Raw genomic sequence first — 15,493 nt, forward strand, 5'->3', positions numbered from 1 at the left:
ACCCACAGATGAAAGCACAATGGACCGATTTCATAACCCTGCTCAAGCGTGAAGTGGTGCCGGCCCTTGGCTGCACCGAGCCGATGTCGGTCGCGCTGGCGGCGGCCAACTGCCGCAAGCTGCTGGGCCAGGAGCCGACCCGCCTGAGCGTCTGGGTCAGTGGCAACCTGTTCAAGAACGGCATGGGCGTGGGCGTGCCCGGCACCGGCATGATCGGCCTGCCGGTGGCGGCCGCCGTCGGCATCACCGGGGGCAATCCCGAGGGTGGGCTGGAGGTGCTCAAGCACCTCAGCCAGGCCCAGGTGGAGGCCGCCAAGGCGCTGCTGCCGATCATCAAGGTGGATGTGAAGGACGTGCCGGACGTGCTCTACGCCGAGGTGCTGGCGGAGGCCGATGGCCACAGTGCCCGGGTGGTGATCTGCACCGACCATACCCGCATCGTGCTGCTGGAGAAGGATGGCGAGGTGCTGATGGAGCAGGCCAGCGCCCCCGGCGTGCAGATCCAGCCAGCCAAGTCCGACAAGCCCGCCATGAGCCTGCGGGAGATAGTGGCCTTCGCGCTGGAGGTGCCGCTCGCGGAGATCGCCTTCATTCAAGAGGCGGCCAGCATGAACCAGGCGCTGGCGGATGAGGGGCTGCAGGGGTATGGCCTGCGCATCGGCAAGATCCTGACCGAGCAGGTGGAGCGCAAGCTGCTGTCCGACGATCTGATGACGCTCGCCATGCGCCTCTCCTCCGCCGCGTCCGATGCGCGGATGGACGGTGCCATGCTGCCCGCCATGTCCAACTCCGGCTCCGGCAATCAGGGCATCGCCGCCACCATGCCGGTGGTTGCTGCTGCACGCTTCCTCAAGGCGAGCGACGAGCAGCTGGTGCGGGCGCTGGTGATGAGCCACCTGGTGGCCATCTACATCAAGATGTACCAGAACAAGCTGTCGGCCCTGTGCGCCGCCAGCACCGCCGCCATGGGCTCGGGTGCCGCCATCACCTGGCTGCTCGGGGGCCAGTTCGAGCAGATCAGTCACTGCATCAACAACATGATTGGCGACGTGTCCGGTATCATTTGCGACGGGGCAGGCAGCGCCTGCTCCATGAAGGTGTCCACCTCCACCTCGGCGGCGGTCAAGTCGTCGCTGATGGCCATCAACAACCTGCACGTACCCCAGAGCGAAGGCATCGTCTCCGACGACGTGGATCAGACCATCGCCAACCTGGGCCGTCTCTCCAAACGGGGGATGCTGGACACCGACATCGAGATCATCAACATCATGCGGGCCAAGCAACAGGGCAAGGCCGAGTGATATGAGGGGTGGCACCGGCCACCCCTGTTTTTTGTCGTCCCGGCTGAACCGGGGGGCAGACCGCCACAGAGCGGCACCTTTCAGGGAAGAGTGTGCATACCCGGCACTCGTCCCATTATCGCGGGCCCGTCCCGGTTTTTTTGGGGAATATCGTCATGACACTGAGCGTTATCGGTAATCTGGCCATCCTGGCCATGTTGTTGCTGTTTCTCTACCGGCTGCAGCAAAAACACGTCAGCTTCACCCGCCGGGTCTTCTCGGGGCTGGGGCTGGGCATCCTGTTCGGGGCCGCCCTGCAGCTGATCTACGGCGCCGGCGCCGAGGTGCTGGTCAAGACCAACGACTATCTGGACATCGTCGGCAGCGGCTATGTGAAGCTGCTGCAGATGATCATCATTCCGCTGATCATGGTCTCCATCATCGGGGCCATCCTCAAGCTCAATGGCGGCACGGCGCTCGGCAAGATCAGCGCCATGACCATAGGGGTGCTGATCTTCACCACCATGATCGCGGCCGGGGCAGGCATTCTGATGTCCAACCTGTTCGGCCTGACCGCCGAGGGGCTCACCGTCGGCGCCGCCGAAATCGCCCGTGGTGCGGATCTGAATCACAGCCTGCACAGTGTCGAGAGCATGTCCTTCGCCAAGATGGTGCTGGAGTTCATCCCGGCCAACCCCTTCCTCGACATGACGGGCGCGCGCAAGACCTCCACCATCGCCGTGGTGATCTTCTCCATCTTCATCGGTTTGTCGGCCACCGGCATCGCCCGCAAGAAGCCCGAAATCTTTGCCAGCTTCGGGCACTTCATGGACGTCGCCCACGTCATCGTGATGCGGATGGTGACCCTGGTGCTGCGCCTCACCCCCTACGGCGTGCTGGCGTTGATGGCCAAGGTGGTATCCGGCTCCAACTATGCCGACATCCTCAACCTGCTCAGCTTCGTCATGGCGTCTTACGGGGCCATCGCCATCATGTTCGGCGTGCACCTGCTGCTGGTGAGCCTGGTGGGCCTCAACCCCTGGCGTTTCCTGAAGAAGATCATGCCGGTGCTGGCGTTTGCCTTCACCTCGCGCACCAGCGCGGGCTCGATCCCGATGAACGTGCAGACCCAGACCAAGGCGCTCGGCATTCCCGATGGCATCGCCAACTTCGCCGCCTCCTTCGGTGCCACCATCGGCCAGAACGGCTGTGCCGGTATCTACCCGGCCATGCTGGCGGTGATGATAGCGCCGACCGTGGGGGTCAATCCCATGGATCCCGGCTTCATCATGACGCTGATTGCCCTCATCACCGTCAGCTCCTTCGGGGTGGCCGGTGTGGGCGGCGGTGCCACCTTCGCGGCGCTGATCGTGCTGTCGGCACTGGACTTCCCGGTGGCGCTGGCGGGGCTGCTGATCTCCATCGAGCCCCTCATCGACATGGGCCGTACCGCCCTCAACGTCTCCGGCTCCATCACCGCCGGCACCGTCACCAGCCGGTTGATGGGCCAGACCGACATGACGGTGTTCAACGGCGATGCCGAGGTCAGTCTGGACGGTGAGGAAGCCGTGGTCTGATCCCGCTCGTGGAACCTCATCCTCGGGTCATTGAGATAGTAAAGGGGAGGCGCTGCCTCCCCTGTCGTTACAGGAGTCAAGCAATGCGTATTGTGATCATCGGTGGCGAAGCCGCCGGCATGAGTGCGGCCGCCAAGGCCCGGCGTCTGGCCAAAGACGCCGACATAGTGGTGTATGAGGCCTCGGAGGTGATCTCCTTCGGTGCCTGCGGTCTGCCCTATTTCGTCGGTGACGACTTCCAGGAGCCGGGCTTCATGGCCGAGTTCAGCGTCGAGCAGTTCGCCGCCAAGGGGATTGAGGTCAAGACCGGCCATAGGGTGCTGAGCCTGGATGCCAAGGCCCAGACCTTGCGGGTGGAGCACGACGGCGACAGTTTCACCGATCACTACGATCGGCTGATGATCGCCACCGGCGCCCGCGAAACCATGCCCCCCATTGCCGGCCTGCAGCAGGAAGGGGTGTTCGGCCTGCGGCGCATGGCCGATGGACTGGCGCTCAAGGCGGCGGTGCAGGATGGCGGCAAGCAGAAGGCGGTGGTGATCGGCTCCGGCTTCATCGGGCTGGAGGTGGTGGAGGCGCTGGTCCATCAGGGCAAGGAGGTGCGTCTCATCGAGTTGGGTTCGCGGGTCATCCCCGATGCGTTTGACGCAGAGATCACCCAGCACATCGAGACTGAGCTGCGCGAACAGGGGGTCAGCCTGCACCTCGGCGAGCGGGTCGAGGCCTTGCTGGGGGAGGGACGGGTAACCGGTGTGCGCACCGATCGGGGGGAGTACGAGGCCGACATAGTGGTGGTCTGCACCGGGGTCAAACCCAACACCGAGTTCCTGGCCGACACCGGCATAGCGCGGCTGGCCAACGGCGCCATCGAGGTGGACCGTCAGGGTCGCACTTCGTTGCCTAACGTCTGGTCGGCGGGGGATTGCGCCAGCGTCTGGCACAGTGTGAAGCAACAGCAGGTCTATGTGCCGCTCGCCACCATCGCCAACAAGCTGGGCCGCATGGTGGGAGAAAACCTGGCCGGCGCCGAGCAGGCGTTTCCGGGCACCCTGGGCTCGGCGGCGCTCAAGGTGCTGGGGCTGGAGGCGGGTCGCACCGGCCTCTCCGAGCAGGAAGCCAAGGCGATGGGCATCGACTATCGCACCGTGGTGATCAAGGACAAGTGCCACACCAATTACTGCCCCGGCCAGTCCGACATTCACGTCAAGCTGGTGTACGAGGCAGCCAGCAAGCGGCTGCTCGGTGGCCAGATCCTGGGGCGCAAGGGAGCGGTGCACCGCATCGACGCGCTGGCGGTCGCCATCACCATGGGAGTGACCACCGAGCAGCTCGGCATGCTGGACTTCGCCTATGCGCCGCCCTTCTCTCGCACCTGGGACGTGCTGAACGTGGCGGGCAACGTGGCAAAATAAGTTCGCTGGCCGGGGCACCCGGCGTGCCCCGGCCTGGTCTGATCTCGCCGCGATGTGGCTATCGACGCTGCGGGCTATACCCCCTCTCGGCGGATACGGGAGTCCAGCCAAGATGGTGCACCGCGCCGTGAAACGGGGCGAACATGCAGGAAGTTGACGGGATCACGCCCATAAAAAAACCGGAGCCATTGGCTCCGGTTTTTCATTCAACGAATGCCTGCACTCAGCTGCGGCCGAGGCGATTGTCCGGGTAGTTCTTGGCCAGCACTTCGCGGGCGTGGCGGGCCAGGGTCGGCATCTTCAGGGTATCGTAGGCGTTGACCATGATCTCCAGTGCCTTCTCGGTCTCGGGCGTGTCGGGATAGGTCTCGACCACCAGCTTGGCGCGGTTGGCGGCGGCGATCAGTGCATCACGCTTGACGTAGTACTCGGCCACGCTCAGATCGTAGCGGGCGAGACGGGTCTTCAGACCTATCATGCGGGCACGGGCGTCGGCGGCATAGACGCTGTTGGGATAGTTCTGCAACAGGGTCTTGAAGTCCTGGAACGCCTGACGAGCGTAGGAAGGGTCCTTGTCGTCCCGGTTGATCCCCAGGAAGTCCTGGAAGAAGTTGTAATCTGCCGCCATGTTGGTCAGGCCACGCATATAGAACACGTAGTCGATGTTCTTGTGGGCCGGATTGAGGCGAATGAACCGGTCGATATTGGCGATGGCCTGAGCGGTATCATCCTGTTTGTAGTAGGCGTAGATCAGATCGAGTTGCACCTGACTCGAGTAGGCACCGAAGGGGTAACGCGAGTCCAGCGCTTCCAGCAACTCGATGGCGTTCAGGTAGTTACCTGTATCCAGTTTGAGACGGGCTTGTTGGTACAGAACTTCCGGCGGTTCGTCGGGAACCTTGGGTTTGGTGCTGGAACAACCAGTGATCAGGGTAGCGATCAAGGCGAGCGACATCAGCAGGTGAGACTTCTTTCCCATCAACAACATCCGGTCCATTTCCACGAAATTGGCAAAGTATCCGTTATGCTTGGCTAAAAGAAAAGCTAGAATACCCGGATTATTTCGAATTGATACCCCCGCTCAAGAGACCATACATGAGCCAGCATATTGAACTGACAGGCGAATTTCAGGATCACCAATTCGGGCAACGGCTCGACCAGGCCCTGGCCGAATTGTTTCCAGACTACTCCAGAACCCGCATCAAGGAGTGGATTTTACAGGACAGAGTGACCCTGGACGGTCAGGTTGCCAATACCCCGCGCGAAAAAGTGCTGGCTGGACAACAGGTACACATCGATGTCGAGCTGGAGGATGACACCCGTTGGGATGCTCAGGATCTCGCGCTCAACATAGTGTATGAAGATGAACACATTCTGGTGATCGACAAGCCGGCCGGCCTGGTGGTTCACCCGGGCGCCGGCACGCCGGATGGTACCATCCTCAACGCCCTGCTGCACCGCTACCCCGGCATCGCCGAGGTGCCCCGTGCCGGGATCGTGCACCGTCTGGATAAAGACACCACCGGTCTGATGGTGGTCGCCAAGACAGTACCGGCCCAGACCCATCTGGTGGAGGCGCTGCAGGCTCGCCAGATCACCCGTGAGTACGAGGCCATCGCCATCGGTCACATGACCGCCGGCGGTACGGTTGATGCCCCCATCGGCCGTCATCCGACCCAGCGTACCCACATGGCTGTCATACCCAATGGCCGTCCTTCCGTGACCCACTACCGGGTGCACGAGAAGTTCCGTGGCCACACCCGTCTGCGTCTGCGTCTGGAGACCGGTCGTACCCACCAGATCCGGGTGCACATGGCCCACATCAAGCACCCGTTGGTGGGGGATCCCGCCTACGGTGGTCGTCTGCGCCTGCTGCGCAACGCGACCCCGGAGCTGACCGAGGTGCTGCGCAACTTCCACCGTCAGGCATTGCACGCGACCATGTTGAAGCTGGCTCACCCCATCACCGGCGAAGTCATGGAGTGGCACTCATCCACCCCGCAAGACATGCTGGATCTGATGGAAGTGCTGCGCGCGGATACCCTCGCCAACCCGGACGATCTGGTCTGGGGTTGATGAGGCCTGCTCTGGCAACGCCCATCTAGCATGCCAAACGGGGCGCCCTCTGATGAGGCGCCCCGTTTTCTTGGATATGAAGGAGTCGCAGATGAACTGGATCGAACCCGACTGGCCCGCACCGGCCCGTGTGCGGGCGCTGTCGACCACCCGGGACGGGGGCGTCAGCGAGGGAGTGTTTCGTGGCCTGAACCTGGGCGCCCATGTGGGCGATGAGGTGAGCAGGGTCGAGGCCAACCGCGCTCTGTTGCAACAAGCCGCCGGAGTTCCGGGTCGGCTCAACTGGCTCAACCAGGTGCACGGCATCGCCGTCCATCCCGTCAGCAACGAATATGACGCGGCGCCGGAGGCCGATGCCGCTTGTGCCCACGAGGCAGGACTGGCCTGTATCGTGATGACGGCCGACTGCCTGCCGGTGCTGTTTTGCGATCGCGCCGGGACTCGGGTGGCCGCCGCCCATGCCGGTTGGCGCGGCCTGCAGGGCGGCGTGCTGGAGGTCAGTATTCAAGCCATGGGTTGTGAACCGGCCGAGATCCTCGCCTGGCTGGGCCCGGCCATAGGCCCACAGGCATTCGAAGTGGGGAGCGAGGTGCGAGACGTCTTCGTGGCCGAGCAGGCTGAGGCCATCGCGGCCTTCGTGCCTTCCGCCAACGAGGGTAAGTGGCTGGCGGATATCTACCGGCTGGCCCGGCTACGGCTGGTCCGCGCCGGGGTGAGCGCCGTCTATGGCGGCGAGCATTGCACCTTTGGTGATGACGAGCGTTTCTACTCCTATCGCCGCGACGGCCAGACCGGTCGCATGGCCTCCCTCGTCTGGCTTGCCGAGTAAAAAATATCGCCCCCGATTTGGCGGGGGCGTGTTCACCTCATGGCGCCATTGAGGGAAAAATAAACAACCCCTCCCCTTGAAATCCGGGCTCCAGACCTCATCTTCCTTGTCAGAAAGTTCTGTTGTTGCCGCTGCGGCGGCCTCGTTTCAAAGGGGGAGCTCGATGCGTTTAGATCGCCTGACCAGCAAGTTCCAGGTCGCAATTTCCGATGCCCAGTCGTTGGCACTGGGCCGTGATCACCAGTTTATCGAACCCGTCCATCTGATGACCGCCCTGCTCAATCAGGACGGCGGCTCCATTCGTCCGTTGCTGACCCTGTGCGGCATGGACATCAATGCCCTGCGCTCGCGCCTCGGCGAGGAGCTCGACCGGCTGCCCAAGGTGAGCGGCGTCGAGGGGGACGTACAACTCTCCAACGGCCTCGGCCGGCTGCTCAACGTCTGCGACAAGCTGGCCCAGCAGCGCAAGGATCAGTTCATCTCGTCCGAGCTGTTCGTGTTGGCGGCCCTCGACGAGAAGGGCACGCTCGGCGAGTTGCTGCGCCGCCATGGCCTGACCAAGGAAAAACTCGACGCCGCCATCGACAAGGTGCGCGGCGGCAAGAAGGTGGATGACGCCAACGCCGAGGAGAATCGCCAGGCGCTGGAGAAATACACCATCGACCTCACCGAGCGGGCCGAACTCGGCAAGCTCGATCCCGTCATCGGGCGGGATGAAGAGATCCGCCGCACCATCCAGGTGCTGCAACGCCGGACCAAGAACAACCCCGTGCTGATCGGTGCCCCCGGTGTGGGCAAGACCGCCATCGTCGAGGGGCTGGCCCAGCGCATCATCAACGGCGAGGTACCGGAAGGGCTCAAGAACAAGCGGGTGCTGTCGCTGGACATGGGGGCTCTGGTGGCCGGTGCCAAGTATCGCGGCGAGTTTGAAGAGCGGCTGAAAGCCGTGCTGAGCGATCTCGCCAAGGAGGAGGGCAACGTCATCCTCTTCGTCGACGAGCTGCACACCATGGTCGGCGCCGGCAAGGGCGAGGGAGCCATGGATGCGGGCAACATGCTCAAGCCCGCCCTGGCGCGCGGTGAGCTGCACTGCGTCGGTGCCACCACGCTCGATGAATATCGGCAGTACGTGGAGAAAGACGCCGCCCTCGAGCGCCGCTTCCAGAAGGTGCTGGTGGAGGAGCCCTCGGTGGAGGACACCATCGCCATCCTGCGCGGTCTGAAGGAACGTTATGAGCTGCACCACCACGTGCAGATCACCGATCCCGCGATCGTGGCGGCGGCCCAGCTGTCGCATCGCTATATCGCGGATCGCCAGTTGCCTGACAAGGCCATCGACCTCATCGACGAGGCGGCGGCCAGCATCCGGCTGCAGATCGACTCCAAGCCGGAGTCCCTGGACCGACTCGAGCGGCGCATCATCCAGCTCAAGCTGGAGCAGCAGGCGCTGCTCAAAGAGGATGACGACGCCAGCCGCAAGCGGCTCGATCTGCTCAATCAGGAGCTGACCGAGAAGGAGCGCGAATACAACGAGCTGGAAGAGGTGTGGAAGGCCGAGAAGGCCGCCCTCGCCGGCACCCAGCACATCAAGGCGGCGCTGGAGCAGGCCCGTCAGGATCTGGAGGTGGCGCGCCGCGCAGGCGACCTGGCCCGCATGTCAGAGCTGCAATACGGCCGCATCCCCGAGCTGGAGAAGCAGCTCGATCTCGCTACCCAGGCGGAGATGCAGGAGACCAGTCTGCTGCGCAACCGGGTCACCGACGTGGAGATCGCGGATGTGCTGGCGCGCTGGACCGGGATCCCGGTGGCGCGGATGCTGGAAGGGGAGCGCGACAAGCTGCTGCGGATGGAAGACCAGCTGCACAGCCGGGTGATCGGCCAGGAAGAGGCGGTGGATGCCGTCTCCAATGCGATTCGCCGCTCCCGGGCCGGGTTGTCCGATCCGAACCGTCCCATCGGCTCCTTCCTGTTCCTCGGTCCGACCGGGGTGGGCAAGACCGAGCTGTGCAAGGCGCTGGCCGAGTTCCTGTTCGATACCCAGGACGCCATGGTGCGCATCGACATGTCCGAGTTCATGGAGAAGCACAGCGTGGCCCGTCTGGTGGGGGCGCCTCCCGGCTACGTGGGTTACGAGGAGGGCGGTTATTTGACCGAGGCGGTACGCCGTCGCCCCTACTCGGTGATCCTGCTGGACGAGGTGGAGAAGGCGCACCCGGATGTGTTCAACATCCTGTTGCAGGTGCTGGACGACGGTCGCCTGACCGATGGTCAGGGCCGCACCGTGGACTTCCGCAATACGGTGGTCATCATGACCTCCAACCTCGGCTCGGATCTCATTCAGGAGCACTATGCCGAGAAGGACTATGAGGAGATGAAGTCCCTGCTGATGGAGTTGCTGACCCGCAGCTTCCGGCCGGAGTTCATCAACCGGATCGACGAGACGGTGGTGTTCCACCCGCTTGGCGAGGATCACATCAAGTCCATCGCCCGCATCCAGCTCAAGAGCCTGATGGGCCGTCTGGAGTCCCAGGGCTTCGAGGTGGAGGTGAGCGAGGATCTGCTGACCAAGCTGGTCCATGCCGGTTTCGATCCCGTCTACGGGGCGCGTCCCCTCAAGCGGGCGATCCAGCAGAAGGTGGAGAACCCGTTGGCCCAGGCTCTGCTCAGCGGTCGGGTCATCCCCGGCAAGAAGCTGTTGCTGGGGGCCGACAGCAGTGGGCTCACCATGAGTCAGCCATGATGGTGTCATCGATGAAAAACGCAGGCCTCGTGCCTGCGTTTTGTTTTTCAGGGAGGTGAGATGCTCAAGTTCTCGGTGCTGGTGGACGACGAGGTGCATAGGCCCGGCTGTATGCCGGAACGAGGGTTGGCGCTGGTGCTGGAGTGTGATGGCCTCAGGGTGCTGTTTGACAGCGGCAGGGGGCAGGCCTTGCGCCCCAATGCCGAGCTGATGGGGCTGGATCTCGGCTCCCTCTCCCACCTGGTGTTGTCCCACGGCCATTACGATCACGTGGGCGGTGTCGGCGCCCTGCCGGTCTATGCCGATCCCATCCCGCTGATCGCCTGCCCGGATCTGTTCCATGAGCGGGGCTACTTCCTGCCCTGGCCATTTCGACGCCATAACCTCTATCGGCTCTCGGGGGAGCTGGATCCCGCCCAGCTGCGCGCGAGGGGGCTGATCCCCCAGTGCTCGGCGGAGCCGGTCTGGCTGTCCGAGCGGTTGGTGTTCCTGGGATCCATACTGCGGCGGGATCGGGCCAAACCCTCCCTGCTCGGCTACATAGTGCGCGGCGGGCGAGTGGAGAAGGATCTGATCAGCGATGATTCGGCCCTGGCTTACAAGAGCCCACAAGGTCTCATCATCTTCATCGGCTGTGGCCATGCCGGTGTTGAGAACATAGTGCAGCGGGCGCGGGAGGTCTGTGGCGAGGAGCGGGTGCACGCCATCATCGGCGGCCTGCACCTGAAGTTTTCCGGCCCGCAGCGGGCGCGGGCCCTCGGTCAGTATCTGGTGCAAGAAGGGGTGGACCAGCTGTTTGCCTGCCACTGCACCGGCAAGCGCAAGGCGGGGTTGCCGCGGCAAATCAACATAGGCGCGGGGTTTGAACATCGATTCTGCTGAGCGGGGTATCGAGTCAGTAGGTGGCGCTCGGGACACTGTTCTGTGCGAATCGCCAGCCCTCGGGCTGGCGTTTTTGTATCTTCACCGCTATTGAAGCGCCGAAAGAGACCATTTTTTGCCTCATCAGGCAAGGATGCTACTCTGTAAACCACTAATGGCTATGTTGTTATTTTCAGAAGAGGGATCCTTTGCCGATGAAAATACCCTGCTCACTCGTCTTGCTCCTGGCCAGCCTGAGCCCCCAGTGGGTACTGGCGGCACAAACCATCCAGGACGTGCCCGAGATCTGCGCCACCTGCCACAGCATGAATGGCGTCCCCAAGGAGCCGAATATTCCCAACCTGTGGGGACAATCCGAAACCTATCTGAGCGAACAGCTGAGGGCCTTTCGCAGTGGCAAGCGGGTCAGCGACTTCATGAACCCCATCATCTATCAGCTCAGCGACGATCAGATTGCTCGCGCCGCCAAGCACTTCGCCAGCCAGGCCGAGGCCAAGACAGTCCCGCTGCACTGGAGCGGCGACAAGTGGCCGGGGGACATGGAGGCCGGTGAGCGGTTGGCCCTGGCCGGCAAGCCGGATCGCAACTTGCCCGCCTGCGTTGCCTGCCATGGGCCGAGCGGTGTCGGCGTGAGCCCGCTGTTTCCGCGCCTCGCCGGTCAGGATCCCGCCTACCTCAAACGTCAGCTGCATTACTGGAAGACGAACAAGCGTCCAGAGGGGGCCATGGGCTCCATGTCTGCGATTGCCAAGGCCTTGAGCGATGCCGAGGTGGATGCGGTGGCCAACTACTTTGCGGCGCTGGGGGTGGCGAAATGAAAGCTGTCTATCTGTTGACCTGCCTGCTGGTGGGTCTGGCTCAGGCCGAGACTTTCGATGATCAGTTCAGCGTGCCCCTCGGCGAGAAGGCGCCGGATGGCCAGTATCATCAGGTGCCCGACTGGTCGAAGGTGCCGGACGGCGAAATGGGGGCCGCCATCAAGCGTGGCTACAGCCTGTTCGTCAATACCCAGCAGCTCAAGGGCCAGGGCCAGCCGAACAATGCCCTGCAGTGCAGCAACTGCCATCTGGGCGGCGGCATCATTGCCGGCGCCAGCCCGCTGTGGGGGGCCTATCCTGCGTATCCCGCCTATCGCAAGAAGAACAACAAGGTGAACACCTATGAGGACAGGTTGCAGGGCTGCTTCCTGTTCTCGATGAACGCCAAGGGGGGCGAGCCGCCGGCCTATGACAGCCAGGAAATTCGCGATCTGGTGGCCTACTCCTACTGGCTGGCGAGCGGGGCGCCCATCAGCGACAAGTTGCCGGGCCGCAACTTCTTCGCGGTGGCGAAGCCCCCCAAGGCGCCCGACTTCCAGCGCGGTCAGGCCGTCTATGGGGAACGCTGCGCCGATTGTCACGGTGCCTCAGGTGAGGGCAAGCAGGTCGCCGGGCGACATGTGTTCCCGCCGCTGTGGGGCAAGGAGAGCTACAACTGGGGGGCGGGTATGCACGGCATCGACAAGGCCGCCGCCTTCATCAAGAGCAACATGCCGCTCTCCCAGGGGGGGAGCCTGAGCGATCAGCAGGCCTGGGACGTCTCTTTCTACATCAACAGCCAGGAGCGGCCGCAAGATCCCCGATTCAAGGGGGATCTTGGCCAGACCACCAGGGAGTATCACGGCAAGTATTCCCAGTACGGGCTGGCCTCGCCTGTGGATGGCCACCTGCTGGGCAGCGAAGCTTACTGAGGTAACGTGCAATGAAAACAGGGGCCTGGGCCCCTTTTTTCTTGGCTTGAATCAGGTGGGGAGGATAAAAAAAGCGGCAATCCGAAGATTGCCGAGAGGAATGTAGTGAGGCGACCTGAGGTGGGTTGAGCGGGTCGCAGGGCAAGCCCCGATGTCGAAGAGGGCCACTGTGGGTGCCCACTCTCCTTACAGCATGTCCGGGATGCGCTCTCTCATCCCGAACCGCCACAACTCATACCGCATCCGGCGCCGCCGAATACGGTGACAGCCATTCGCTTACAGCATGCCCGGGATGCTGGCCTTCATCTCGGCCGGCCAGACGCCGACCTGTACCTGACCGATGTGCTCCTTTTGCAGCAGCAGCATGGCGAGGCGGGATTGGCCGATGCCGCCACCGATGGTCTGCGGCATCTCGCCCGCCAGCAGCGCCTGGTGCCAGTCGTATTGCAGACGATCCTCGTCGCCGGTGGTGGCGAGCTGGCGACGCAGTGCGGCTGCGTCCACCCGGATCCCCATGGAGGAGAGCTCGAAGCAATCCTGCAGCACCGGGTTCCACACCAGGATGTCGCCGTTCAGGCCGGCCAGACCCAGTTCGCTCTGGCTGCTCCAGTCGTCATAGTCGGGGGCGCGCACGTCGTGGCGCTCGCCGTGGGACAGGTCACCGCCGATGCCGATGAGGAACACGGCCCCCAGCTCCTTGGCGATGGCGCGCTCGCGGCCCTTGGCGTCGAGATCCGGGTAACGGGTCAGCAACTCTTCGCTGTGCAGGAACTGGATGTCGCCCGGCAGGAAGGGGGTCATCTCGTGCTCGGCGCAGACCGCACGCTCGGTGGCCTTGATGGCGGTCCAGATGCCGCGCACCGTCTCCTGCAGGTAGGCCAGATCCCGGCGCTCGCTCGGCATCACCTTCTCCCAGTCCCACTGATCCACGTAGACCGAGTGGATGGGGGTGAGCCGGTCTTCGTCCGGGCGCAGCGCCTTCATGTGGGTGTAGATGCCCTCGCCCGGGCCGAAGCCGACGCGGCCCAGCAGCTGGCGCTTCCATTTGGCCAGGGAGTGCACCACCTCGTAGCTGTGCTCCGGCAGGGTCTTCACCTTGACCTGCACCGCATGCTCGCAGCCGGAGAGGTTGTCCTGGGTGCCGTCACCGACCCGGCTCAGGATGGGGGCTTGCACCTCCATCAGACCGAGCTGCTGGGCGAGTTGGCGGGAGAACATCTCTTTGACGAAGCTGATCTGCTGTTGGCTGCGAATGTAGTGCTGTTTCATGGTGAATACCTGTCTAAAACTCGTTGGATGTGGCGATTCTTCAACAGAACATGCACTAAATTCAATATTCGATAATAGAAATAGGCTTTGTGTGTTTTTTTCTTCAAAATAACCGACGAGTTACTGAGATATCGTCAACGGGAGTGCGAAAAAGTGCCAGAAAATTATCGGATCGATAATCTCGATCAGGCCATCCTCACCGCCCTGATGGACAATGCGCGGATCCCCTATGCCGAGCTGGCCAAACAACTGGCGGTCAGCCCGGGCACCATCCACGTGCGGGTGGAGAAGATGAAGCAGGCGGGGATCATCGAGGGGACCCGGGTGCAGGTGAATGCGAAGAAGCTGGGTTATGACGTCTGCTGTTTCATCGGCATCAATCTCAAGAGTGCCAAGGACTACCCCTCGGCGCTGGCCAAGTTGCAGGCGCTGGACGAGGTGGTGGAGGCTTACTACACCACGGGTCACTACAGCATCTTCATGAAGGTGATGACCCGCTCCATCGACGAGCTGCAGACGGTGCTGATCCACAAGATCCAAACCATCGACGAGATCCAGTCCACGGAAACCCTGATCTCGTTGCAGAACCCGATATTGAGGGATGTGAAGCCCTGATGGGCGTCGAGGTCGGTCAAGGGGCCGTTGGGGGGGGGGAGCCATTGGTGTCGCTACCAAGCTCGCGCCTGGGAGACGCGCAGTCCTGAGGGGGACGAGACGGGGATCAGAGGACGAGACTCCGCCTGATGGGAGGTGACCCTGGCGGTGGTGGCCGATCGAGGCAGTGAAACACTCTAATCAAGTAGTGTTTTGCGGATTAAATGGGATCATTAATCACTTTAATTCAGTATAAAAAACTGCCTCAATCGGACTGAAACCCTGAACCCGGGCTGCCAGCGCCGGGATCAGGGGGCGACATAGGGGATGCCGTACTTGTCGTAGAGCGTCTTGAGGCGGCCATCCTGCTTCATGCGCAGCAGCTCGGTGTCGTAGGCCGCCATCAGCGCCGGGGTGTCGGCATCGGCCCGGGCCCTGGTCCAGACGCTGTAGTAGAGGCCGGTCTTGAGCGGCGTGGGCAGGTAGTCTAACCGCCCTTCCAGCCCTTCTTGCTTGATCTGGGCGAAGGCGGTGACCAGCGGCAGGGGAACGGTATCGATGCGCCCGGCGATCAGCTTGCGCAGTTGCAGCGCATTGATGGGGATCTCCTGAAACTGATAGCCGGGCTCGGTCATGGCGGCCATCAGCTCGGGGGTGTAGGAGAAATCCCGGGTGATGCCGATGCGCCAGGGTTTGAGATCGCTGAGCTGTTCGTAGTGGATCTTGCCCGTGTCCTCCTTGCGCACGAAGAAGTGCCAACTGTGGCGCAGATGGGCCTGCTTCGGGTAGAGCAGGTAGGCCTCTCGCTCCGGCTTGTAGGAGTGGGTCATCACCAGATCGTAAACACCGGTCTCGGCCCCGCGGGTGAGGCGGGCGCCGGAATCGATCAGCTCTATCCGGATGGGCACCTTGAGCGTGCCGAAGATGGCGGTAACCAGATCCACATCCAGTCCGCGGGGCTGACCGCCCTCATCCAGCCACTTCAGGGGCGGCTCCAGGGTGCCGCCGATGACCAGCTCCTTGGCCGGCAGCCAGCAAGGCAGTAACAGACAGAGCAGCAGCAAGCGTCGCAAATCACATCTCCTGTGCGCACGGGGCAGGCTTA

13 protein-coding genes are annotated in these 15,493 nt (G+C 62.9%); 10 read left to right on the plus strand and 3 right to left on the minus strand.

Annotation, left to right across the window (positions count from 1 at the left end):
- Positions 1-8 precede the first annotated feature (8 nt).
- From ACZ9IL_RS19150 to ACZ9IL_RS19160, 3 genes are all read left to right on the plus strand, one after another.
- The gene (locus ACZ9IL_RS19150) at positions 9-1,301 is read left to right on the plus strand and encodes an L-cysteine desulfidase family protein (protein WP_476004888.1); all 1,293 of its coding nucleotides are present in this window, start codon (positions 9-11) and stop codon (positions 1,299-1,301) included.
- A gap of 155 nt (positions 1,302-1,456) precedes the next feature.
- Positions 1,457-2,857 carry an L-cystine transporter gene (locus ACZ9IL_RS19155; RefSeq protein ID WP_476004889.1) on the plus strand — a complete coding sequence of 467 codons (1,401 nt, stop codon included), beginning with the start codon at positions 1,457-1,459 and terminating at the stop codon, positions 2,855-2,857.
- 83 nt (positions 2,858-2,940) lie between these two features.
- Positions 2,941-4,269 (plus strand): CoA-disulfide reductase, encoded by a 1,329-nt coding sequence (locus ACZ9IL_RS19160; RefSeq protein ID WP_476004890.1) that lies wholly within the window; start codon positions 2,941-2,943, stop codon positions 4,267-4,269.
- Between the two features lie 223 nt (positions 4,270-4,492).
- Here the strand turns inward: ACZ9IL_RS19160 and ACZ9IL_RS19165 are convergent, their stop codons facing one another.
- Positions 4,493-5,248 (minus strand): outer membrane protein assembly factor BamD, encoded by a 756-nt coding sequence (locus ACZ9IL_RS19165; RefSeq protein ID WP_476004891.1) that lies wholly within the window; start codon positions 5,246-5,248, stop codon positions 4,493-4,495.
- A 116-nt stretch (positions 5,249-5,364) separates the two neighbouring features.
- Here ACZ9IL_RS19165 and rluD point away from each other — a divergent pair, with 116 nt between their 5' ends.
- The 6 genes from rluD (at position 5,365) to ACZ9IL_RS19195 (ending at position 12,525) form a co-directional block, all read left to right on the plus strand.
- Entirely contained in the window at positions 5,365-6,345 is a 981-nt protein-coding gene (gene rluD, locus ACZ9IL_RS19170; protein ID WP_476004892.1) for a 23S rRNA pseudouridine(1911/1915/1917) synthase RluD, read from the plus strand.
- 91 nt (positions 6,346-6,436) lie between these two features.
- Positions 6,437-7,174, plus strand: coding sequence for a peptidoglycan editing factor PgeF (gene pgeF, locus ACZ9IL_RS19175; RefSeq protein ID WP_476004893.1), 738 nt, complete (start codon positions 6,437-6,439; stop codon positions 7,172-7,174).
- A 163-nt stretch (positions 7,175-7,337) separates the two neighbouring features.
- Positions 7,338-9,914, plus strand: coding sequence for an ATP-dependent chaperone ClpB (clpB, locus tag ACZ9IL_RS19180; protein WP_476004894.1), 2,577 nt, complete (start codon positions 7,338-7,340; stop codon positions 9,912-9,914).
- Positions 9,915-9,974: 60 nt separating this feature from the next.
- The gene (locus tag ACZ9IL_RS19185; RefSeq protein WP_476004895.1) at positions 9,975-10,796 is read left to right on the plus strand and encodes an MBL fold metallo-hydrolase; all 822 of its coding nucleotides are present in this window, start codon (positions 9,975-9,977) and stop codon (positions 10,794-10,796) included.
- A 194-nt stretch (positions 10,797-10,990) separates the two neighbouring features.
- Positions 10,991-11,614, plus strand: coding sequence for a c-type cytochrome (locus ACZ9IL_RS19190; protein WP_476004896.1), 624 nt, complete (start codon positions 10,991-10,993; stop codon positions 11,612-11,614).
- Positions 11,611-12,525 (plus strand): c-type cytochrome, encoded by a 915-nt coding sequence (locus tag ACZ9IL_RS19195; protein ID WP_476004897.1) that lies wholly within the window; start codon positions 11,611-11,613, stop codon positions 12,523-12,525. The genes ACZ9IL_RS19190 and ACZ9IL_RS19195 overlap by 4 nt, the downstream gene beginning before the upstream one ends.
- Before the next feature lie 276 nt (positions 12,526-12,801).
- On the opposite strand, the gene asnA is transcribed toward ACZ9IL_RS19195, so the two are convergent.
- Complete coding sequence (gene asnA / locus ACZ9IL_RS19200) at positions 12,802-13,794, minus strand: aspartate--ammonia ligase (protein ID WP_476004898.1); 993 nt, start codon at positions 13,792-13,794, stop codon at positions 12,802-12,804.
- 153 nt (positions 13,795-13,947) lie between these two features.
- On the opposite strand from asnA, the gene asnC reads away from it, so the two are divergent.
- Positions 13,948-14,409: a transcriptional regulator AsnC gene (gene asnC, locus ACZ9IL_RS19205; protein WP_042870194.1), complete on the plus strand. Its 462-nt coding sequence runs from the start codon at positions 13,948-13,950 to the stop codon at positions 14,407-14,409.
- Positions 14,410-14,696: 287 nt separating this feature from the next.
- On the opposite strand, the gene ACZ9IL_RS19210 is transcribed toward asnC, so the two are convergent.
- Positions 14,697-15,461 carry a substrate-binding periplasmic protein gene (locus ACZ9IL_RS19210; RefSeq protein WP_476004899.1) on the minus strand — a complete coding sequence of 255 codons (765 nt, stop codon included), beginning with the start codon at positions 15,459-15,461 and terminating at the stop codon, positions 14,697-14,699.
- Between the last annotated feature and the right edge of the window lie 32 nt (positions 15,462-15,493).

The sequence above is a fragment of the Aeromonas sp. TECH754 genome, assembly GCF_056279295.1.